This window comes from Pseudomonas sp. WOUb67, from assembly GCF_050058005.1.
Classification (GTDB): Bacteria; Pseudomonadota; Gammaproteobacteria; order Pseudomonadales; family Pseudomonadaceae; genus Aquipseudomonas; species Aquipseudomonas putida_R.
Map to the genome: position 1 here is coordinate 1,895,793 of NZ_CP170112.1, position 21,724 is coordinate 1,917,516.

18 protein-coding genes and 1 tRNA gene are annotated in these 21,724 nt (G+C 63.1%); 6 read left to right on the forward strand and 13 right to left on the reverse strand.

What is annotated here, in order from left to right; all coding sequences use genetic code 11:
- Positions 1-72: 72 nt before the first annotated feature.
- On the reverse strand, positions 73-948 hold the full coding sequence (locus tag ABOC32_RS08535) for a LysR substrate-binding domain-containing protein (RefSeq protein WP_426810727.1): 876 nt from the start codon (positions 946-948) through the stop codon (positions 73-75).
- Between the two features lie 114 nt (positions 949-1,062).
- Here ABOC32_RS08535 and ABOC32_RS08540 point away from each other — a divergent pair, with 114 nt between their 5' ends.
- Positions 1,063-2,700 (forward strand): 5-guanidino-2-oxopentanoate decarboxylase, encoded by a 1,638-nt coding sequence (locus ABOC32_RS08540; RefSeq protein ID WP_426810728.1) that lies wholly within the window; start codon positions 1,063-1,065, stop codon positions 2,698-2,700.
- 123 nt (positions 2,701-2,823) lie between these two features.
- Here ABOC32_RS08540 and ABOC32_RS08545 read toward each other — a convergent pair whose 3' ends face one another.
- The gene (locus tag ABOC32_RS08545; protein WP_426810729.1) at positions 2,824-3,744 is read right to left on the reverse strand and encodes an AraC family transcriptional regulator; all 921 of its coding nucleotides are present in this window, start codon (positions 3,742-3,744) and stop codon (positions 2,824-2,826) included.
- 202 nt (positions 3,745-3,946) lie between these two features.
- Between ABOC32_RS08545 and ABOC32_RS08550 the strand changes: the two genes are divergently transcribed.
- The gene (locus tag ABOC32_RS08550) at positions 3,947-4,240 is read left to right on the forward strand and encodes a putative quinol monooxygenase (protein WP_049278214.1); all 294 of its coding nucleotides are present in this window, start codon (positions 3,947-3,949) and stop codon (positions 4,238-4,240) included.
- An 89-nt stretch (positions 4,241-4,329) separates the two neighbouring features.
- Entirely contained in the window at positions 4,330-4,587 is a 258-nt protein-coding gene (locus tag ABOC32_RS08555; protein WP_426810730.1) for a hypothetical protein, read from the forward strand.
- Here ABOC32_RS08555 and ABOC32_RS08560 read toward each other — a convergent pair whose 3' ends face one another.
- Both ABOC32_RS08560 and ABOC32_RS08565 read right to left on the reverse strand, forming a co-directional pair.
- On the reverse strand, positions 4,588-5,193 hold the full coding sequence (locus ABOC32_RS08560; protein ID WP_043197739.1) for a flavin reductase family protein: 606 nt from the start codon (positions 5,191-5,193) through the stop codon (positions 4,588-4,590).
- 118 nt (positions 5,194-5,311) lie between these two features.
- On the reverse strand, positions 5,312-5,638 hold the full coding sequence (locus ABOC32_RS08565; protein WP_426810731.1) for a hypothetical protein: 327 nt from the start codon (positions 5,636-5,638) through the stop codon (positions 5,312-5,314).
- A gap of 341 nt (positions 5,639-5,979) precedes the next feature.
- Here ABOC32_RS08565 and ABOC32_RS08570 point away from each other — a divergent pair, with 341 nt between their 5' ends.
- Positions 5,980-6,732, forward strand: coding sequence for a hypothetical protein (locus tag ABOC32_RS08570; RefSeq protein WP_426810732.1), 753 nt, complete (start codon positions 5,980-5,982; stop codon positions 6,730-6,732).
- On the opposite strand, the gene ABOC32_RS08575 is transcribed toward ABOC32_RS08570, so the two are convergent.
- The 5 genes from ABOC32_RS08575 to bglX form a co-directional block, all read right to left on the reverse strand.
- Positions 6,711-7,850, reverse strand: coding sequence for a Fic family protein (locus tag ABOC32_RS08575; RefSeq protein ID WP_426810733.1), 1,140 nt, complete (start codon positions 7,848-7,850; stop codon positions 6,711-6,713). The two genes, ABOC32_RS08570 and ABOC32_RS08575, sit on opposite strands and share 22 nt — an antisense overlap.
- Before the next feature lie 190 nt (positions 7,851-8,040).
- A complete protein-coding gene (locus ABOC32_RS08580; protein ID WP_234227627.1) occupies positions 8,041-9,360 on the reverse strand; it encodes an MFS transporter in 1,320 nt (439 codons plus the stop codon).
- Positions 9,361-9,601: 241 nt separating this feature from the next.
- Positions 9,602-10,936 (reverse strand): sigma-54-dependent transcriptional regulator, encoded by a 1,335-nt coding sequence (locus ABOC32_RS08585; protein ID WP_426810734.1) that lies wholly within the window; start codon positions 10,934-10,936, stop codon positions 9,602-9,604.
- Positions 10,930-12,687, reverse strand: a complete 1,758-nt coding sequence (locus ABOC32_RS08590) for an ATP-binding protein (protein ID WP_426810735.1) — start codon at positions 12,685-12,687, stop codon at positions 10,930-10,932. Before ABOC32_RS08590 ends, ABOC32_RS08585 begins: the two co-directional genes overlap by 7 nt.
- A 147-nt stretch (positions 12,688-12,834) precedes the next feature.
- Positions 12,835-15,126: a beta-glucosidase BglX gene (gene bglX, locus ABOC32_RS08595; RefSeq protein WP_426810736.1), complete on the reverse strand. Its 2,292-nt coding sequence runs from the start codon at positions 15,124-15,126 to the stop codon at positions 12,835-12,837.
- A 186-nt stretch (positions 15,127-15,312) separates the two neighbouring features.
- On the opposite strand from bglX, the gene ABOC32_RS08600 reads away from it, so the two are divergent.
- Positions 15,313-15,930 (forward strand): TPM domain-containing protein, encoded by a 618-nt coding sequence (locus ABOC32_RS08600; protein ID WP_426810737.1) that lies wholly within the window; start codon positions 15,313-15,315, stop codon positions 15,928-15,930.
- 144 nt (positions 15,931-16,074) lie between these two features.
- Entirely contained in the window at positions 16,075-17,289 is a 1,215-nt protein-coding gene (locus tag ABOC32_RS08605) for a class I SAM-dependent methyltransferase (protein WP_426810738.1), read from the forward strand.
- 47 nt (positions 17,290-17,336) lie between these two features.
- Here ABOC32_RS08605 and ABOC32_RS08610 read toward each other — a convergent pair whose 3' ends face one another.
- From ABOC32_RS08610 to phaG, 4 genes are all read right to left on the reverse strand, one after another.
- The gene (locus ABOC32_RS08610) at positions 17,337-18,347 is read right to left on the reverse strand and encodes a DUF4917 family protein (protein ID WP_426810739.1); all 1,011 of its coding nucleotides are present in this window, start codon (positions 18,345-18,347) and stop codon (positions 17,337-17,339) included.
- Positions 18,348-18,563: 216 nt separating this feature from the next.
- Positions 18,564-20,270, reverse strand: coding sequence for a SulP family inorganic anion transporter (locus ABOC32_RS08615; RefSeq protein ID WP_426810740.1), 1,707 nt, complete (start codon positions 20,268-20,270; stop codon positions 18,564-18,566).
- 212 nt (positions 20,271-20,482) lie between these two features.
- A tRNA-Gly gene (locus ABOC32_RS08620) sits at positions 20,483-20,556 on the reverse strand.
- 111 nt (positions 20,557-20,667) lie between these two features.
- Positions 20,668-21,555, reverse strand: coding sequence for a (R)-3-hydroxydecanoyl-ACP:CoA transacylase (gene phaG / locus ABOC32_RS08625; protein ID WP_234227617.1), 888 nt, complete (start codon positions 21,553-21,555; stop codon positions 20,668-20,670).
- Between the last annotated feature and the right edge of the window lie 169 nt (positions 21,556-21,724).

Below are 21,724 nucleotides of genomic sequence, written 5' to 3' on the forward strand. Positions count from 1 at the left end.
TCCCACAGGTACAGCATAGCTTTCAAGGCCCATGCTGTACCTGTGGGAGCGGGCGCGCCCGCGAAGAGGCCCTCACTGGCTGGCTTGGCCCTCCAGCCAATCCAACAACTCCACCAGCCCCGGCGGCAAGCTCTTGCTCTGGCTCACCAGGTAATACCCTTTCCCGGTCACCACCTTCAGCGCAAACGGCATGCACAGCCGCCCCCCGCGCAAGTCATCACCAATCAGCGACCAGTCGCCAATGGCCACGCCCGTTCCCTGCGAGGCCATGGCCATCGCCATGTCCAGCGTCTCGAAATGCTGCCTGGGCCCATGAGTGGCTAACGTCACCCCAGCGGCCTGTAGCCACAACTGCCAGTCATGTTCATCCCGCGAGGGGTGCAGCAGCATGTGCCGCGCCAGGTCTTCCACCTGCTGCAGGGGTATCGGCCCCTCACGCAGCGAGGGTGCGCACACCGGCGTAAGTTGCTCATCGAACAGCTTGCGCACATGCAGCCCGTGGTTCGGCGCATCGCCATAGACCACCGCCGCATCGAAGCCCTCGCGACGAAAGTCCACCCCATGCTGCACCGTGGTGGTCAACTCCACCGGCACGTCCGGGCGCTGTGCCTGCCACTCCATCAGGCGCGGCAGCAGCCAGCGCATCACGCACGTCGGGGCCTTGAGCTGCAAGGTGGTGCTGCGCCCACCCACTTCACGCACGCCTTGCTCGATCAGCGTAAACACCTGCTGCACCCGAGGCAGCCAGTCCTGGCCCTCACGGGTCAGGCTAAGCCCGCGGGCCTGGCGCTGGAACAGGGCATAACCCAGATGTTCTTCGAGGGCGGCGATCTGGCGGCTGACGGCGCCTTGGGTGATGTGTAGCTGTTGCCCTGCACGGGTGAAGTTGCAGTGCTGGGCGGTGACCAGAAAGGTGTGCAGGGCGGGCAGGGGCGGGAGGCGTTTCATCGCACTGAGCCATGATGACAGGACATGGCTAGTATGTGTTTTTTTGCATTGTGGCGATAGCCGTGGCTTGGGTCCAATAAGGGCATACTCCAACAAGATTCATGGTGAAACCCGATGGCAACCTGCGGCGAAGTACTGGTCAATCTCCTTGAAGGCTATGGCGTCGACCATGTCTTCGGCATTCCCGGTGTACATACCGTTGAGCTCTACCGTGGCCTGGCGGGCTCGTCCATTCGCCACATCACCCCGCGCCATGAGCAGGGTGCCGGGTTCATGGCTGACGGCTATGCGCGCACCCGTGGCAAACCCGGGGTGTGCTTCATCATTACCGGCCCGGGCATGACCAACATCACCACGGCCATGGGCCAGGCCTATGCCGACTCGATCCCGATGCTGGTGATTTCCAGCGTGCAGTCCCGTGACCAGCTGGGCGGGGGCCGCGGCAAGCTGCACGAACTGCCCAACCAGTCGGCGCTGGTGTCGGGTGTGGCCGCGTTTTCCCACACCTTGATGAGTGCTGCAGACCTGCCGCAGGTGCTGGCGCGGGCATTTGCCGTGTTCGAGAGCGCCCGGCCACGCCCGGTGCATATCGAAATCCCGCTCGACGTACTGGTCGAGCCGGCCGACTTCCTGCTGCCGGGCCGCCCGGTGCGTGGCAGCCGGGCAGGGGCAGCGCCACAGGCCGTGGCACAGATGGCCGAGCGCCTGGCAGGTGCCAAGCGGCCGTTGATTCTGGCAGGCGGTGGTGCGTTGGCCGCGGGTGCTGCGCTGGCGCGCCTGGCCGAACACCTTCAGGCCCCGGTGGCGCTGACCATCAATGCCAAGGGTTTGCTGCCGGCCAGCCACCCGCTGCAGATCGGCTCGACCCAGTCGCTGCCGGCTACACGAGAGTTGGTGGCTGAAGCCGACGTAGTGCTGGCGATCGGTACCGAATTGGCTGAAACCGATTATGACGTGACCTTCAAGGGTGGCTTCGAGATCCCGGGCAGCCTGCTGCGCATCGACATCGACCCGGACCAGACCGTGCGTAACTACCTGCCGGAGCTGGCGCTGGTAGCCGATGCCGAGCTGGCCGCGGAGGCATTGCTCGCTGCCTTGCAGGCCCAGCCGCAACCTGTGCGCGAAAGCACCTGGGGTGTGGCGCGCGTCTCCAACCTGCGCCAGGCACTGGCGGCAGGTTGGGACCAGCCAACCCTGAGCCAGACGCGTCTGCTGAGCGCGATCCTGGAGCGGCTGCCCAATGCCGTGCTGGTGGGCGATTCGACCCAGCCGGTGTACACCGGCAACCTGACCCTGGACATGGACCAGCCGCGCCGTTGGTTCAACGCATCGACCGGCTACGGCACCCTGGGTTATGCGCTGCCCGCGGCCATGGGCGCGTGGCTGGGCAGTGCCGAGCAGGTCGATGAACGTGCGCCAGCGGTGTGCCTGATTGGTGACGGCGGTTTGCAGTTCACCCTGCCGGAGCTGGCCAGTGCGGTGGAAGCGCAGGTGCCGCTGATCGTGCTGCTGTGGAATAACCAGGGGTACGAGGAGATCAAGAAGTACATGGTCAACCGGGCTATCGAGCCGGTCGGGGTCGATGTCCATACCCCGGACTTCATCGGCGTGGCGCGGGCGTTGGGGGCTGCAGCGGAGCATGTGGTGGATGTGGCGCAGTTGCAGACGGCGCTGGGGCAGGCGGTGGAGCGCAAGGGGCCGACCTTGATTCAGGTTGACCAGAATCAGTGGCAAGGGACAGTTTCGGATTGAAGTGAAGCTGTTGTCTGTACCGGCCTCTTCGCGGGCTTGCCCGCTCCCACAGGTGCTGCACATACGTTGAAAGTTGTGCTGTACCTGTGGGAGCGGGCGAGCCCGCGAAGAGGCCGGTACAGTCTAGCCAGCCGTGGCTCTCAATCTGGCCACATCCCGAATCGGCGGCGCTCCATACAGCCGGCTGTATTCACGGCTGAACTGCGACGGGCTTTCATACCCCACCCGATAGGCGGCCACCGCCGCTTCAAGCCCGTCATTGAGCATCAACCGCCGCGCCTCCTGCAGGCGCAGCTGCTTCTGGTACTGCAACGGGCTCATCGACGTCACAGCCTTGAAGCGATGGTGCAAGGTCGAGGTGCTGAGGTTGACCTCCCGGGCCAGGTCCTCGATGCGCAGGGGCAACTGATAGTTGTTGTTTAGCCAGGTAATGGCCTGGCAAACCCTGTGCGTCTGGCTGTTGGCCAAGGCTATTTCATACAGCCGGCAACCCTGCGGCCCACGCAGCAGGCGGTACAGAATCTCGCGGCGGAACAGTGGCGCGAGCATGGCGATGTCGCGCGGGGTGTCCAGCAGGCGCAGCAGCCGCAGCAAGGCGTCAAGCAGTGCTGCATCGGTCCTTTCCACATACAGGCCACGGCCCGAAGGCCGGTTGGGTACCAGCATCGGCCCGCTTTCGGCGATCAGCTGGCTGATCTCGGCCGGGTCCAGGTCCATGCGCAGGCCCAGGCTGGGGTTCTCCGGGCTGGCGTCGAGCTTCACGCCGCTCAGCGGCAAGGTGACCGACACCACCATGTAGTGCAGCGGGTCGTAGGCGTACTGCTCGTCACCGAGGAACAGGGTTTTGCTGCCCTGAGCAAGGATGCACAGCGCAGGTTGTGCCAAGGTCGGCACCGAGCGCACGTTTTCGGTGTAGCGCACCAGGTACAGGTCATCGATGGCCGATGCCGGGCCATGGGGTTCGCCGGCGTGGCGACGGATCAGCTCGGCCAGTTCAAGGCGCTGCAGTTCCAGGGTCGGGTCGATGGACGTGGCGGTGGTCATGATGGCTTTCCTCTACTGACCGACGCAGCATAGGTTTGGGCAAAGACAGGCGCTAGTCGAAAGCTGCACGTCGATTGCCTGATCCTGCCGCGCTGCAGGATCAGGCAATCGGCGAGCAGTAATGGCCTAACGCGCCGCGCGGGTGAGCCCCTAACCTTGGCAGCCTGGCTTTTCCGTCCGCCTGCTTCAAGGAGATTGTGCAATGACCCTAAAACAACCGGTCACCCATCTTGCTTTCATCCGTGCCAGCAGCGGGCGCTCGGCAGAGCTAGGCGCGCGCCTGCGCGACCTGCTCGAGCCCTCGCTGCGTGCGCCGGGTTGCCTGAGTTTCACGGTACAGCGCTCCCAGGCCGATGCGGACCTGTGGTTGCTCAGTGGCAGCTGGCAGGATCAGCAGGCGATGAGTGGCTACTTTGCTTCGCCGACCCTGGACGTGTTTGGCGAGCTGGTGCAGGCACAGGTGGTCAGCAGCCTGGACTTGCATACCTTCGATTGAGCGCGGACCTTGAGAGCGCTGCAGTACCTGTGGGAGCTGGCTTGCCGGCGATAGGGCCGGTACAGGCAAATAGAGTAAAATGCCGACCCATGATCAACCAAACGGGTAGCAACATGGCACGTAAGGAATTCACTCATTTCGAAGCGGTATCGGCGATGGTGCCGGTAGAAGGTGGCGGCTACAACGCGGCCATCGCGGTCAAGGCCCTGAGCATGGGCGGTGCGCCGCGCTTTCACAAGGTCCTCGACGGGCAGGTGTTCAAGGGCGCCGTGGCTGCCGACGAAGCGGCCACGGCCGAGCTGCAACGCCTGCAAGGCGTCAGCGAAGAGGGCGAACTGATCTGGTGATCAGGCCGGCGGGCGGGCCATCTTGAACAGGTTGCCCAGTTCGAAATAGTCCGCCGGGCCACCGCCACGCAGGATCGGCTCGGCGGCAGCGGTATCGTAGATGCCGTTTTTCAGCAGGTGCTCGGCAATGTGCACCGCCACCACTTCTCCGAGGATCAGCCAGCTGGGCACCAGTTCCTGGTCGGCCCGCTTGAGCTGGACGATCTGGCTTACCTTGCACTCGAACGCCACTGGGGTTTCGCCTACGCGGGGCACGCTGACGATGCTCGACGGCGTGGCGGTAAGGCCGCTCAATTCGAATTCGCTCACCTCGGCAGCAACCGGCGCGCAGCTCTGGTTCATCTGCTCGGCCAGTGGGCGGGTGGCCAGGTTCCAGACGAATTCGCCGGTCTGCTCGATGTTGTTCAGGCTGTCTTTGCGCCCGACGCTGCAGAAACCGATGATCGGCGGGATGTAGTTGAAGGCGTTGAAGAAGCTGTAGGGCGCCAGGTTCAGGCGGCCTTCGCGGTCTTGCGAGGAAATCCAGCCGATAGGGCGGGGGCCGACGATGGCGTTGAACGGGTCGTGGGGCAGGCCGTGGCCTTTGGCAGGTTCGTAGTAATACATCTGTGCTGGGCTTGTGGGCCCTACCTCCTGGTGGACAAGGTGCCTAGTGTGCCAAGCCTGTGCTCGCCTGCAAATGATCAAGCCCGGCCGAAGCCGGGCTGGTTGCGCACATCAGGTATCAGCTGATGCGGTGGGCGTTGGTACGGTCGAAGCCGTCTTCGGCGAAACGTTGGCCGCCAGTGCGGTCGAAGCCGTCTTCGGCAAAGCGCTGGCCACCGGTGCGGTCGAAGCCATCTTCGGCAAAGCGCTGGCCACCGGTGCGGTCGAAGCCATCTTCAGCAAAACGTTGGCCACCGGTGCGGTCAAAACCGTCTTCAGCGTAGCTGGCGGACTGGGTTTGAGCGGCGGCAAAGGTGTGAGCGTTGGTACGGTCGAAGCCATCTTCGGCGAAGGCGCCAGCTGCGAAAACCGAGAGGGCCAGGGTGAGGATCAGTTTGTTTTTCATGGTCATTGCTCCGGGGTTCGAGAAGTTGTTTGTTTCTATGGGTTTAATCCTACGCCGATAAATTTGATTAAAAAGCGCAAATATTAGCGTTTAAGAATCGAATAAATCGATGTATATGGATACGCTTCGCGTGGGTCAGGCAGCGGTGTCACTCAGTCGCCGCCAGTCCTCGCGTCGTCGTTTCGTCAGCCATTGCAGCTTGAAGGGCGGGTATTAATGGGGCGTTAAGAACGAAATATCTTGTTTCAAAGTCCGATCAACGCTTTTTTCATACATCACCAACCGATTTTTCAGACCTGGCTGAGCACCATCGCCGCATCTCAAACTGGAGCGGCACAACAATGAACAAACTTCCGCAAATCACCCTGGCCTTCTGGGTCATGAAGATCTGCGCTACCACCCTTGGCGAAACGGCAGGCGACCTGCTGTCGATGACGCTGAACATCGGCTATGCCCTCAGCTCGTTGATGCTGATCAGCGTGTTCCTGCTGACCTTGCTCGGCCAGCTGTACTCGCGCCGCTACCACCCGATGCTGTACTGGCTGGTGATCCTCTCCACCAGTACCGCTGGCACGACCATGTCCGACTTCATGGACCGCACCCTGGGCCTGGGTTATGCCACGGGTTCGGCCCTGCTCATCGGTATCCTGCTGCTGACGTTCCTGGTCTGGCGCCTGAGCGGCAACCCGCTGGATGTCACCCGCATCAAGAATCGCTCGGGCGAGCTGTTCTACTGGGTAGCAATCCTGTTTTCCAACACGCTTGGCACCGCCCTGGGTGATTACCTGGCCGATGATTCGGGGCTTGGTTTTGCCGGCGGCGCGCTGCTGATCGGCAGCGCCATCGCAGTGGTGGTCGTGGCCCGCTACTGGACGCGCATCCCAGGTGTGGTGTTGTTCTGGGTGGCATTCGTACTCACCCGCCCGTTTGGCGCCACCTTGGGCGACTTCCTTACCAAACCACATGAAAAGGGCGGCCTGGACTTCGGCACAATCGGTTCGTCGGCGGTGCTGGGCGGGGTGCTGCTGGTACTGGTGCTGATGGCCAGCTGGTACCAGCGCCGCGAACCGCGTCAGGCGTTGGAGATGTCCTGAGTGTTGATGCGATAGCGGGTACTGCGGCCCCCGCCTGGCAAGCGAACCAGGCAAGCCTTGTCGAGCAGGTCGGTAAGGTGGCGGGTCGCAGTGGCCTTGGAAACCTTTGCCACTGCCTGGTACTGCGTGGCGCTGATGCCTTCCTCGAAACCGCGGGGGCCGCCATCAAGCAACCTGTTGAGCACCTTGACCTGTTCAGGCAGCAAGCCATCTGCGCGATGTGCTTGCCAGAATCTGGCCTTGGCCAGTATCCGGTCGATGTTTGCCAGTGCCTGTTCGAAGCTGCGCAGCAACGTGGCAAGGAACCAGGACAACCAGCGGGTGATATCCAGGTCGCCTTTCTGGCTGCTCTCCAAGACCTGGTAATAGCCGGCCCTGTCTTCGAGGATGCTGGCGGACATGGCATAGAAACGAATGGCCTGGCGCTCACCTTGGGCCAGCGCCAAGTCGGTGATCGCCCGGGTCAGTCGACCATTGCCATCGTCAAACGGATGCAGCGTCACAAACCAGAAGTGGGCAATACCGGCGCGTAGCAGCGGGTCCAGCCCGGCGATATCGAGGCTGTTGGCAAACCAGTCGAGAAACGCCGCGAGCTGTGTTTCAAGACCCTCGCGCGGTGGTGCCTGGAAATGCACGGTGGGTTTGTCGAGGCGGCCGGAGATCACCTGCATGGGCACTTCATCACGTAACTGGCCGACCAGTACCGCCTTGCTCAAGGTGCCTTGCGCCACCGGGAATAGCCACTGGTGCCAAGTGAACAGGCGTTGCAGGGTCAGCGGTCGGTCATACCCTTGTGTTGCATCCAGCATCAGTTCCGCCAGCCCTTCACTGCGGGCACTGGTAGCGCCCTGTTCTTCCATGCCCAGCCGACGGGCAAGAGAAGAACGGACTGAGCCCACATTCAACTGTTCACCTTCGATTGCCGAGGAGGTGACGATGTTCTGTAGCAGCGTGTCCAGAATGTTCTGGCACTCGCTGAGCTCATCGACGCTGCCGATCTTGCCCAGCAGACGTCCTTGCATGTCGATGCAGTTGCGCAGGAGTGGGGCGATGGCTTCGTTGTGCCAGGTGAATTGGGGCCAGGCAGGCTGCTGCCAGATCCACAAAGGGCTGTTCATGATTGTGCCGATCCATCCTGTGAGCCGAATAAGCCGGCTATTCGGCTCATTGAGTGAGCCGAATAATAGCGCTATTCGGCTCAACCTGTGAGCCGAATAGCTCCATCAATCGGCTCACGGGTTGTCGAGAGTCATGAAAAAGGGGCGCCCCATGCAATGGAGCGCCCCTTTCAATATTGCCCGGCCAGCGTCAATCAGTGGTAATCCGCGAGTGCTGTTTGGTGTCTTTCATGGTCGCGTAAACCAGCAGCGAACAGGCGATGCAGGCGGTGACGTACCAGTAGTAGCCGCTCTCCATCCCCGCGCTCTTGAACCACAGGGCCACGTATTCGGCGGTGCCGCCGAAGATCGACACGGTCAGGGCGTACGGCAGGCCCACGCCCAGGGCGCGGATTTCCGTCGGGAACAGCTCTGCCTTGACCACGGCATTGATCGAGGTGTAGCCGCTGACGATGATCAGCGCCGCCATGATCAGGAAGAACGCGCCCCACCAGGTCTCGATGGTGTGCAGGGTGCTGAGGATCGGGACGGTGAACAGGGTACCGAGCACACCGAAGGCGATCAGGATCGGGCGTCGGCCGATCTTGTCGGACAGGCCACCGATCACCGGCTGCAGGCACATGAACAGGAACAGCGTGGCGGCCGAGATGGTGGTCGAGTCGCTGATGCTCATGCCCACGGTGTTGACCAGGTACTTCTGCATGTAGGTGGTGTAGGTGTAGAAGGCCAGGGTACCGCCCATGGTCAGGCCGACCACGGTCATCAGTTCCTTGGGGTGGCGCAGCAGGGTGCGCATCAGGCTTTCCTTGGCCTTTTCCTTCTTGGTGAACGAGGCGGTTTCTTCCATGCCGCGACGCAGGTACAGGGCAACCACCGCGCACAGCGCACCGATCACGAACGGCACGCGCCAGCCCCAGGAATACAGCTGCTCTGTGGTCAGGGTCTGTTGCAGGACGATCAGTACCGCCAGGGCGATGAGTTGGCCGGAGATCAGGGTCACGTACTGGAAGCTGGAGAAGAAGCCACGGCGTTCCTTGCTGGCCATTTCGCTGAGGTAGGTGGCCGAGGTGCCGTATTCGCCACCCACCGACAGGCCTTGCATCAGGCGTGCGATGACCAGCAGGACCGGTGCGGCAACGCCAATGGTTTCGTAGCCCGGGGTCAGGGCAATGACCAGCGAGCCGGCGCACATCAGCAGTACCGAGGCCATCAGCGCAGCCTTGCGGCCTTTGCGGTCGGCGTACAGGCCCATCAGCCAGCCACCGATCGGGCGCATGAGGAAGCCCACGGCGAAGATCGCGGCGGTATTGAGCAATTGAGCGGTGGAGTCACCGGCCGGGAAGAAGGCCTTGGCGAAGTACAGCGAGAATGCGGCGTAGACGTACCAGTCGTACCATTCGACCATGTTGCCGATGGACCCGCTGAAGATCGACTTCAAACGGCTGGCGGTGGTTTTTTCTGCGGCAGGCGCAGTGGCCGCCCCAGCGGGCAGGGAGGTGGCGTTATCCATCAGGGATACCTTCTCGTTGTTTTTGTGGAGCGCGCCGTGGCGCAGCTTGCCAAGGCAATTGCAGAAGGTGTGCCAAATGGGTGCGGGGTGATTCATTTGAGGGCGCTGCATGCCCAGGCCCCGTATGATAGCGGGCCTGTAGGAGCGGCCTTGTGTCGCAATGGGCTGCAGAGCAGCCCCAAAATCTTGAGTGATAAGCGAATTTTCGCCTATCAATCCATGCCCATAAGCGGATTTCCGCTCATTCGCGCCCGACAAATTCCTCGCGCACCAACCCGTGCCGCTGCATCTTCTCGTTCAGCGTGCGCCGCGGCAGCTGCAACGCTTCCATCACCGCGCTGATAGCCCCGCCATGCTGGCGCAGCGCCGCGCGCAAGCATTGCGCTTCGAACGCTTCCATCTGTTCGCCCAGCGACTGCCCGGCAGGTGCCGCTTCGATGTTCGGCGAACTCAGCCCCAATGCATGCCGTTCTGCCGCATTGGCCAGCTCACGTACATTGCCCGGCCAGTCATGGGTCAACAGCTGTGCCAGCTGTACACTCGACAGGAGCGGCGCAGCACGACCGAGCTTTTCGCCGGCGGCACGGGCAAAGTGCTCGAACAGCAAAGGAATGTCCTCACGCCGCTCACGCAGTGGCGCCAGACGCAGCTCAGCCACATTCAGGCGGTAGGCAAGGTCTTCGCGAAAGCGCCCGGCGCGGGCCTCTTCAAGCAGGTCTGGTTTGGTCGCGGCAATGACCCGCAGGTCGACGCTGATGCTCTGGTTGGCACCCAGGCGCTCAAGCTTCTGCTCCTGTATCACGCGCAACAGCTTGGCCTGCTGCGCCAATGGCATGCTCTCGATTTCGTCGAGAAACACCGTGCCACCGTTGGCGTACTCCAGCTTGCCAATACGCTTCCCCTGGGCGCCGGTGAAGGCGCCGCTTTCATGGCCGAACAACTCGGCCTCGAACAGTGACTCGGGGATGGCCGCGCAGTTGAGCGCGACGAAAGGTTTGCCGGCGCGCGGCCCAAAATCGTGCAGGCAGCGGGCCACGCGCTCCTTGCCGCTGCCGGTTTCGCCACGGATCAGCACGTTGACCGGCAGGCTGGCCAGCTCCAGTACTTGTCGGCGCAGCTGTTGCAGGCCCTGTGACATGCCCAGCAGGGTACCTTCCAGGCGTGACTTGAGGTCGGCCTGTTCGTGCAGCCGACGGTTTTCCAGTACCAGCTGGCGCTTTTCCAGGGCCCGACGGAGGCTGCCCAGCAGGTGCTGCGGGGTGAAGGGCTTTTCGAGGAAGTCGTAGGCGCCGCTGCGCATGGCTTCCACTGCCATGGGCACGTCGCCGTGGCCGGTCAGCAGGATCACTGGCAAGTCGGGATCGTCCGCCTGCAGGCGTTCGAGCAGTTGCAGGCCATCCATGCCCGGCATGCGCACATCGCTGATGATTACCCCGGGAAAGTGCTGCGGCAGGTGCGCCAGGCACTCTTCGGCACGCGCGAACAGTTGCACGCTGAAGCCGGACAGGCTCAGCCATTGCTCGACCGCACTGCGGATACTGGCTTCATCATCGACGACGATCACTGAATTCAACATACAGGCTCCAGGTCACGGGGCAGGGTAAGGCTCAGGCGTGCGCCACCGGGCAGGTTTTCGGCCTGCAGCTGGCCACCGGCTTCGTGGACGATGCCATAGGAAATGGCCAGCCCCAGGCCCAGGCCTTCGCCCACCGGTTTGGTGGTGAAGAACGGGTCGAAGACCTTGGCCAGGTCGGCCTCGGCAATGCCGCCACCCGAATCCAGCACACTCAGGCGCCACTGCTCGCCGTCGAGTTCGATGCGGATCTCCAGGCGTTTGTAGCGCTTGTCGGCCATGGCGTCGAGCGCATTGCGCAACAGGTTGATCAGCACTTGCTCCAGGCGAATGGCATCGCCGCGTACCCAGGCCGGGCGCGCCAGGTACAGGGCAACCTCGACCTCTTCGCTGCGAATGCGGGTTTCCAGCAGGTGCAGGGCCTGGTCAACCACGGTGGCCAGGTCGAGGCGCTCGCGCAGGCCCACCGGGCTGTTGCGGGCAAAGGTTTTCAAATGGCTGGTGAGCGCGGCCATGCGCGTCAGCATCTGCTCCAGCGGCTCCAGGGCTTTGCGCGCTTCGTCATGGCGGCCATGGTCGAGCAGCAGGCGCAGGGTTTCCAGTTGCATGCGCTGGGTGGTCAGCGGTTGGTTGATTTCGTGTGCCATGGCTGCCGACATCTGCCCGAGCGCCGCCAGCTTGGCTGACTGTACCAGGCCCTCCTGAGCCGTGCGCAATTCGCGGGTGCGCTCCTCGACCTGGCGCTTGAGCTCTTCGCGGCTGCGCTGGCGCAGGCGAGCCAGGCGCAGCCGCTGGCTGACGAACAGCGCGGCGAACACCAGGCTCAGCCACACGGCGGCGGCGCCCAAGGCGGCATTGCGGCCGTCGGCAGTGACCTGCGGTTTACGCAGCAGGTGCAAGGTCCAGTCTTCGCCCTGCAGCGGCAGGCTTTCCCACAAATACTCGGCACTGCCCTCCGGGCCCTGCACGCGGCTAAGGGTGCTGTTGGCGGCAAAACGGGTCAGCGCCTGGTGCTGCAGGGGCACCAGTGGCTGCTTGTCGTACTGCCGGGTTTCTGCCAGTTCGGCACGGTCGGCACCACTGAGCGGCTGCAGCTCGCGGTAGCGCCAGCCGTCCTGGTTGGCGATGAAGGTGATGCCGCGGGCGTCGCTCACCAGCAGGATGTCGCTGCCCTGGCGCCACTCACGTTCCAGTTCGGGGAACTCCAGCTTCACCACCATGGCACCGAGGAAGCGGCCATGCTCGTCGTTCACCGCGCTGGCGAGGAAGTAGCCCGGTACACCGCTGGTTACCCCCACGGCATAGAAGCGGCCACTGCCCTGGCTGCGGGCTTGCTTGAAGTAGGGCCTGAAGCCGTAGTTGGAACCGACGTAGCTGCTGGGCAGCCGCCAGTTGCTGGCGGCGATGGCCAGGCCGGTGCGGTCGAGCAGTTCGAGGGTGGAGGAGTTCGCGGCGCCGTTGATGCGCTCAAGCTTGCGGTTCAGGGCGTCCTGCACCTGTTCGCTGGCCGGGCCACGCAGGGCGGCGATCAGTTCCGGGTCCAGCGCCAGCACGGCGGGCAGGGCACGGTAGCGGTCGATCAGGGTGTGCAGGGTATTGGCGTACAGGCCCAACTGCTGGATGGCCCGCTGGGCGTCGTCTTCCATGGCCTGGCGCTTGGCCTGGTGCATGGCCCAGCCGGCGCTGAGGACGGTACCCAGCAGGATCAGCAGGGTGATCAGCCCCAGACGCAGGGCGCGAAAGGAAAAGGGCATTGGGGCGGATCCGGATGATTGGGATATCGGGGCCGGCCCCTTCGCGGGCTTGCCCGCTCCCACAGGATACTCACAGCCCGATGGAGCTGTGCAGTACCTGTGGGAGCGGGCAAGCCCGCGAAAGGGCCGGTACAGGCTACCTTTCAGTTACAGCAGTTCGAAGCTCTGCTGCTGCACCGCCTGGGAATCCAGCCCGACCTGGACATTGAATTCCCCTGGCTCGGCAACCCGTTGCAGCTGGCCATTGTAGAACTTCAGGTCTTCCTCACTGATGCTGAAGGTCAAGGTACGTGACTCGCCCGGCTTGAGCATCAGCTTCTGGAAGTTCTTCAGTTCCTTGACCGGGCGGCTCATCGACGCCGACACGTCCTGCAGGTACAGCTGTACCACGGTCTCGCCGGCGACCTTGCCGGTGTTCGCCACCGTCACCCTGGCCTCCAGCGTGTCGCCGCGCTTGAGGTCCTTGTTCGACAGCTTCAGGCCCGACAGCTCGAAGCTGCTGTAGCTCAGGCCATAGCCGAACGGGTACAGCGGGCCGTTGGGTTCTTCAAAGTACTGCGAGGTGTAGTTGCCCGGCTTGCCTGGGGTGAACGGCCGCCCGATGCGGGTGTGGTTGTAGTACATCGGGATCTGCCCGACCGAGCGCGGGAAGGTGATGGCCAGCTTGCCGGACGGGTTGTAGTCGCCGAACAGCACATCGGCGATGGCATTGCCGCCTTCGGTACCGGCGAACCAGGTTTCGAGGATGGCGTCGGCCTGCTCGCGCTCCCAACTGATCGACAGCGGCCGCCCGTTCATCAGCACCAGCACCAGCGGTTTGCCGGTGGCCTTGAGGGCCTTGATCAGCTCGCGCTGGCTGGCCGGGATTTCCAGGGTGGTACGGCTCGACGACTCGTGGGACATGCCGCGGGACTCGCCGACCACTGCCACCACCACATCGGACTGCCTGGCCGCCTTGACCGCTTCATCGATCAGCACCGCAGGCGGGCGCGGGTCGTCGACGATTTCCGGGGCATCGAAGTTGAGGAAGTTCAGGTAATCGAGGATCGCCTTGTCGCCCGTGACGTTGGAGCCTTTGGCGTAGACCAGCTTGGCCTTGCCTTCCACGGCGCGGCGCAGGCCTTCGCGCACGGTCACCGAATGCACCGGTTTACCGTCGGCGGCCCAGCTGCCCATCATGTCGATGGGGGCATCGGCCAGCGGGCCGACCAGGGCGATGGTGCCGGCCTTTTTCAGCGGCAGGGCCTGGTTGCGGTTTTCCAGCAGCACCAGGCTGCGGCGTGCCACGTCTCGCGCAGCTTCGCGGTGCAGGCGGTCGTTGCCGTAATAGTCTTTCAGGTCGGTTTCGGCTTTGCCGATGCGCACGTACGGGTCCTTGAACAGGCCCATGTCGTACTTCGCGCCGAGCACTTCGCGTACGGCCTGGTCCAGTTCGCCCTGGGTCACTTCGCCGGACTTCAGCAGGCCTGGCAGCTCTTCGCCGTACAGGGTGTCGTTCATGCTCATGTCGATGCCGGCCTTGATCGCCAGCTTGGCGGCTTCACGGCCGTCGCGGGCGACGCCATGGCGGATCAGTTCCTGGATGGCGCCGTGGTCGCTGATGGTCACGCCTTTAAAGCCCCACTCCTTGCGCAGCAGGTCGTTCATCAGCCAGGTGTTGGAGGTGGCCGGCACACCGTTGATCGAGTTCAGCGCCACCATCACGCCGCCAGCACCGGCGTCGAGCGCGGCGCGGTAGGGCGGCAGGTAGTCGTTGTACATTTTCGGCAGGCTCATATCGACCGTGTTGTAGTCGCGCCCGCCTTCCACTGCACCGTACAGGGCGAAGTGCTTGACGATGGCCATGATGCTGTCGGGGTTGGCCGGGCTGCTGCCCTGGAACGAGCGCACCATCACCTGGCCGATTTTCGAGGTCAGGTAGGTGTCTTCGCCAAAGCCTTCACTGGTGCGGCCCCAGCGCGGATCGCGGGCGATATCGACCATCGGTGCGAAGGTCATGTCCAGGGCGTCGGCCGAAGCTTCGATGGCAGCAGTGCGGCCGACCTTGGCGACGGCGTCCATGTCCCAGGTGGCGGCCATGCCCAGGCCGATCGGGAAAATGGTGCGTTCGCCGTGAATGGTGTCGTAGGCGAAGAACATCGGGATCTTCAGGCGGCTGCGCATGGCCGCGTCCTGCATCGGGCGGTTTTCGGGCGCGGTGCGCGAGTTGAAGGTACCACCGATGCGGCCTGCGGCAATTTCTTCGCGGATCTTTTCGTGGGGCATTTCCGGGCCGATGCTGATCAGGCGCAGCTGGCCGATTTTCTCGGCTTCGGTCATCTGGCTGATCAGGTGCTCGATGAACGCCTGCTTGTCCTGCAGGGGCGGGGCATAGGGGGCGGCAAGGGCCGCCTGACTGGCAAGGCCCATGGCCAGGCCCAGCAAAGACAGTTTCATCATCAATTCCGTTGTGGGGCCTTTGCCGTATCCAGGGTGATACGCGCGCGGCCGAAGTTTTCAGGCGGCTATTGTTGTACGATTCGCAGGCTTACTTTCCAGCAGCGGATTATGCCTGAATATGTCGCCTGCGGATGAAGCCCCGAATGCCGGGACAACAACTATAAGAACGCTCAAGAGACCGACGGCATGACCCCCTTCGACGAGTACCATCAACGGCAGATTGCCGAAGCCATTGCGCGTGCCGAACGGCGCACCGACGCCGAACTGGTGACGGTGCTGGCCCGCCGCGCCGACGATTACGCCTATTGGCCGCTGTTGTGGGCCGCCGTACTGGCGCTGGCCGTTCCGGGCCTGTTGCATTGGCTGCTGGGTTGGCCCAGCGTGCGTGGCTTGCTGGTGGCCAACGTGCTGCTGTTCGTCGGCTTGTGCCTGCTGCTGCGCAACCCGCGCCTGGCCGGCTGGCTGATCCCCCGTGGCCTGCGTCGCTGGCGTGCTTCACGGCTGGCCCGCCAGCAGTTTCGCGAGCAGAACCTGCAGCGCACCGCAGGCGCCACGGGTGTGCTGATTTTTGTCAGCGAGGCGGAGCGGCATGTGGAGATCCTGGTCGACCGGGGTATCGAGCATTGCCTGGATGCCGAGGCCCGCGCGGCCATCGGTGCCCGCTTTGCCGAGCAGGTGCGTCAGGGCCGGACCTTGCAGGGCTTTGTCGAGTGTATCGAGGCGTGTGGCGAGCTGCTTAGCCAGCACGTGCCGCCAACCCATGCCCGTAACGAGCTGCCCAACCGCTTGGTGATCCTGGACTGACTCGTAACCCTTGGAATTGCCGCAGTCCCTGTGGGAGCGGGTTCACCCGCGAATGCTGCCTGACGGCTACCGACGCATTCGCGGGTAAACCCGCTCCCACAGGGTGTAGAATGCGCTTCCCGTTATTCGAGGCACCGTTCTTCCATGTCCGCCAGTATTTCCGCCCCCTCCGCGCCGGATGCGCGCGCTCAGTTTCTCGACCTGCTGAACGCCGCCCTGCACGGCGATACCTTGGTCAAACTGGTGCTGGCGCGCCATGTGGGTGCCGATCAGACGTTGCAACGGATCATCGCCAAGCCGCTGCAGGTCAAGGGCCAGCCGTGCCTGTCACTGGTCTACCGCCACCAGACCCGCGACATCACCCGCAACCTGCCGCTGGACCAGGCCCAGGCGCTGGTTGCCGAGCTGCTGCCCGACAGCTTCCGCAACGCCCACCTGTTCGATGCTGACGGCGAGGTGCAACTGACCTTCAGCAAGAAAGGCAAGCCGATGCTGCAGCGTCATGGCGCGCAGGCACCGCGTGAGGTCACTGCCAGCAGCGGCCATGACCGCGAGAAGAAGCGGTACCTGGAACTGTCGCGCCCGTTTTTGCGGGACCTGGGCGTAACCGATGCACAAGGCGCGTTGATTCCGTCGATGTCGCGCAAGTGGAAGCAGATCAACAAGTTCATCGAGGTCTTCGACCACGCCCTGGCCAGCGCCCCGGTGCCGGCCGGGCAGGCACTGCGGGTGGCAGACTTTGGCTCGGGCAAGGGCTACCTGACCTTCGCCATGCACGACTACCTGAGCAACAGCCTGGGCCGCGACGCACAGGTGACAGGTGTGGAACTGCGCCAGGACATGGTCGACCTGTGCAACACCGCTGCTGCACGCCTGGAGCACCCGGGCCTGGAATTCCAGTGTGGTGACGTGCGCAGCGTGGTGCCGGAGGCCATCGAGGTGATGATTGCCTTGCATGCCTGTGACATCGCCACCGACTACGCCATCCATACCGGCATCCGCTGCAACGCCGCGATCATCATGTGCTCGCCGTGCTGCCACAAACAGATCCGCCCGCAACTGCACAGCCCGGGGCTGCTGCAACCCATGCTGCAGTACGGCCTGCACCTGGGCCAGCAGGCCGAAATGCTGACCGACAGCCTGCGCGCGCTGTACCTCGAAGCCTGCGGTTACGAGACCAAGGTGTTCGAGTTCATCTCGCTGGAGCACACCAACAAGAACAAGATGATTCTTGCGGTGAAGCGGCAGAAGGCAGGGGACAACGGCGCGTTGCTGGAGAAGATTGGCCAGCTCAAGGCGTTTTATGGGGTGCAGGAGCATTGCCTGGAAACGTTGCTGCGGGCGGATGGGTTGCTGTAACAGCAACCCCCATCAAGCCTACGGGCGCGCTCTTGCAGGGGGGCGTGCTAGCGTCTAGCGGCTGGTAGCTCGATGGCCAAAGCTACCAGCCCCAACGGATGCGTACTGGCATCAAAGAAATGCGCCTGCGTCCCCGCCAGATCCCCGAACCGATCAACATAGTGTTGCTTCTGGTTGATCACCGAAGCCTCGCTCAATGGCCTTATGGCAATCGACAGATGCTTCGGCCGGGCCTGGCGGATCGCTTCGAGCAGGTGCTGGTCGCTGCTGTCCAGGTGCTGCCCGAACAGGCATACCCCCTGACTCTCCCGTGCCAGCTGCCCCAGGCACCAGCCCAGGTAGTCCGAGTTGCGGATGGCGCGCAGTTTTTCGTCGCTGCGGTCTTCGTTGACGAACAGCGGCACCTCTCCCGGTATGTTTACCGCAAAGCCATCGAGCAGCTCGGCGTTGTCGGCGCTGCGTTGGCGAGTGGTGCCGTCGGGCAGCTTGAGCAGGTGCAGGCCGCCATGCAGGTGCAGCACGCGGGTGCCTTCGCTGCGGGTGCGGCGTACATCGAAGAAGCCTTGCTCGTCGAAGAGGTTGGCGAAGCCGTGCGGGGCGTGTTGCACTGCCCATGGCAGCAGCAGGTCGTAGTTGCTGGTGTAGACGCTACGGTAGCCGCGCAGGGCCTGGTTGAGCGCTGCCAGGGTGGTGGCTGGCATCAGTGACCACGGCAGGTGCACCGTGCGCACGGCGTGGATCAACGCTTCCTTGATCGAATAGTAGCGGTTCAGCGGCGCAGTGGAGTTGATGGCCAGCGCGGCGTTGGCGCGCACGGTGGTGTTGAGGGCGCTGAGTACGGGTTCGAACAGCTCTGTGCCCAAGGATTTGAACAGCGCCTGGTCGCTGATCGCCAGGCCTTTCTTGCGGCCGGCGCGTTGCGCTTCCTCGAACAGCGAGAAGTAGCCGAACGGCTTCCAGACTGCGCGGCTGGCACCGTTGCCCAGCAGCAGGGCGTCGCAGGGGTGGCGGGCGGCGAGTTCTGGCCAGGGGGTGAGGGTGGCGTCAAGTGCAGGCATGCTGGGGTCCGTTGGGTGAAGCGGAGAACGGGGGCGACTTTAGCATGCCATGCAAGGTGTGCGAGGGTTGGTGAGCTGGCAAGGGCACTATGTTGCCTGCTCTGGCCCTATCGCCGGCAAGCCAGCTCCCACAGGTACTGCACAAGGCTCAGGCCTGTGTTGATCCTGTGGGAGCTGGCTTGCCGGCGATAGGGCCAGTGGCAACAAAACACCTCTTCAGCCTTGCTCTGCAACCGGCACACTGCGGCTCCGGTTACGCCAAACCCGATACGCCCGAATACCCGCACGCACTGAGCCGAACAGCAGCTTGTCTTCCATTTCCCGCGCCATCCCCGAGCGCACCAGCATGCGCAGGAACGTACCCCGGGCGCGTGCGATGGCAAAGAAGATGCCCTGCGCTGCCAATGTGTCGCGCACTTCGCGCAGGGCAGCGATGCCGCTGACGTCGATGTTGGTGACTGCTTCGGCGTCGAACAGCACAGCCTTGGGCTGGTCCTGGCTTTGCACTGCTTCGAGCAGGCGCATCTTGAAGTAGTCGGCATTGAAGAACAGGATCGCGTCGTCGAAGCGGTACACCACCAGGCCGGGCACGGTGCGCGCGTCCTTGAATTTACGGATGTCGACCTGGCCCTCGGTGCCCGGCAGCCAACCCAGCACGGCATCGGTGGGCTGGTAGATGCTGTACAGCAGGCGCAGGATCGCCAGGGTGACGGCAAACACGATACCGGGCAGCACGCCCAGGCCCAGCACGCCGACCGTGGTCAGCAGGCACAGCCAGAACTCGAAGCGGCTCAGGCGGCGGATGCGCCCCAGCGACTTGATGTCGATCAGCCCCCAGCCCGCCATCAGCAGTACCGCGCCCAATGCAGCCTGCGGGATCCACGCCATGGGCGCGGTGAAGAACAGCAGGATCAGGGCAATGACCAGCGCAGCGATGATGCCCACCAGCTGGCTTTTGCCACCCACCATGTCATTCACCGCAGTACGCGAGTCGGCGCCGCTGATGGCAAAGCCCTGGGAAACCCCGGCCGCCAGGTTGCTCACGCCCAGGGCGACAAATTCGTGGTTGGCGTTGATCGCGTAGCCGTGTCGGGCGGCAAAGCTGCGTGCGGTAAGCATGGCGCTACAGAAGCTGACGGTGGCGATACCCAGGGCGTCGCGTAACAGGCTCTTCATTTCCGTCAGGTTGCTGTGTGGCCAGGCCAGTTGCGGGATGCCGGCAGGTACCGGGCCAAGGATGGCGACGCCGAAGCGGTCGAGGCCAAACAGGCCGACAAGCAGCATGAACAGTGCCACCACCATCAGTGCTGCGGGCAGGCGCGGGTAGCGCCGCGGCAGCCAGATCAGCAGGCCCAGCGCAGCCAGGCCGATGAGCAATGTGACCCAGTGAATTTCGCCCAGGCGCTGGAAGAAGTTGATCAGGCTGAGGATGAACCCGTCACCTTCGATCTTGAAGCCCACCACCTTGGACAACTGCCCGGCGATCAGGCTCAGGCCGATGCCGTTGAGGTAGCCGATCAGGATCGGCCGCGAGAAGAAGCTGGCGATGAAGCCGGCACGGGCAAGGCCGGCGGCAATCAGCATCACGCCGACCAGCACGGTGACGATCACCGAAAGCTCGACGATGCGCTGCGGGTCGCCCATAGCCAGCGGTGCCACGGCGCCGGCGATCATCGCGCAGGTGGCGGCGTCGGGGCCGACCATCAGTTGGCGCGAGCTGCCGATCAGGGCATAGACCATCATTGGCAAGACGCAGGCATACAGGCCGTATTGTGGCGGCAGGCCGACGATTTGCGCGTAGGCGATGGCGATGGGGATCTGGATCGCCGCGACCGAGAGCCCGGCCTGCAGGTCGGCATGCAGCCACTCGCGGCGGTAGTGCAGCAGGTTGGCAAGGCCCGGTAGCCAGCGGGAAAGAAACATGCGTCGTCCTTTCAAAGTGTTTCACGAATCCATTCAGCATATCCGCCACAAGCCGTTTCGCTTGCACGCGTGTACACCCGATGCGCATTGAAGCGGATCAGCACGCAAATGGCCATGGGCCAGGTCAATAGGGAGGGGGGAGAAACGAAAAAAGGAGCCAAGGCTCCTTTTGACTGCGATGACGTTGCTGGAACGCCATGCCGAATGCGATGTGGAGCGGGTAGAGGGAATCGAACCCTCAACTAAAGCTTGGGAAGCTTTCGTTTTGCCACTAAACTATACCCGCGTCTGCGCAGCACTTTTTACCAGAACCCTTCACGAATTAGAAGCCCAAGTTATAAAAAAGCTTGTCGGCACCCCATAGCCTGCGGGTATCAGCCACAGAGTGCCGATGCGCTCAGATGGCCAATGCATGCTGCCCCTGTTGAACGTGGTGGTAGCGTTGACGAGGTTCACGCACGGTCGGCTTGAGGAAGCCAAGCAAGACGCTGCGGGTGTTTTCACAGGCGGTCTTGTTCTCCATGTCGAGGAAATGGCCCGCGTCGCGGATCACGCTGAACTGGCTTCTGCCCACATGTTTGCCGAACTGCCGGGCATCTTCGGCCGTGGTGTACTCGTCGCGGTCACCGTTGACGAACAGCACCGGGATGTCGATGTTGCGCGCACCATCCAGCGCTCGCTCCAGGTCGTGTTGCAGCACCTGGTTGATGTGGAAGTGCATTTGCGCGTACTCATGGCTGTCCAGGCTGCTGACGTGCCGGTAGTTGAAGCGCTTGAACAGTGACGGCAGGTGCTTGCCGATGGTGTCGTTGACCAGGTTGCCGACCTGATACCGGTCGCAGGCGGCCAGGTACTGGCAGCCACGGTCCAGGTAGTCGCGCATCGGCTCGTTGATCACCGGCGAGAACGAACTTACCACGGCTTTCTTCACGTTACGCGGCTGGTGCGCCAGCGCCAGCAGCGTGCTTGCGCCACCCCACGAGAAAGACATCACGTGGTCTGCCTGGAAGTGCTCGATCAGCTCAAGGAGGATATGCGCCTCGGTTTCCTTGCTGATCAGGCGTTCCTGACGGTTGTGCGGCTTCGATTTGCCAGCATACGGCTGGTCGAACAGTACTACGTTGAACTGCGGGTGCAGGTTACGTACCGTTTGGGCGAACGAGGCGGTGGTGGCGAGCGAGCCATTGATCAGGATGATCGTATTCTCGGCCGCATCCGCGCGATAGAACTCCGTGTAAACCCGATACTGACCTTGGATATCAAGTACAGCGATTTCTGGCCTCATGTCATCGACTCCTGGCGCAAAAAGGGTATTCGCGTCACCTAGGGTGCACGTTCTTTATGACAGGTAGGCATTTGCCTGAAGAGAAAACCGGGGGGCCCTGTGTCGATCCTTGGCACTTGCGTCGACGGTATTGTTTTTGGCGGGGCAATTTGCCGTGCCCCAAGGCATC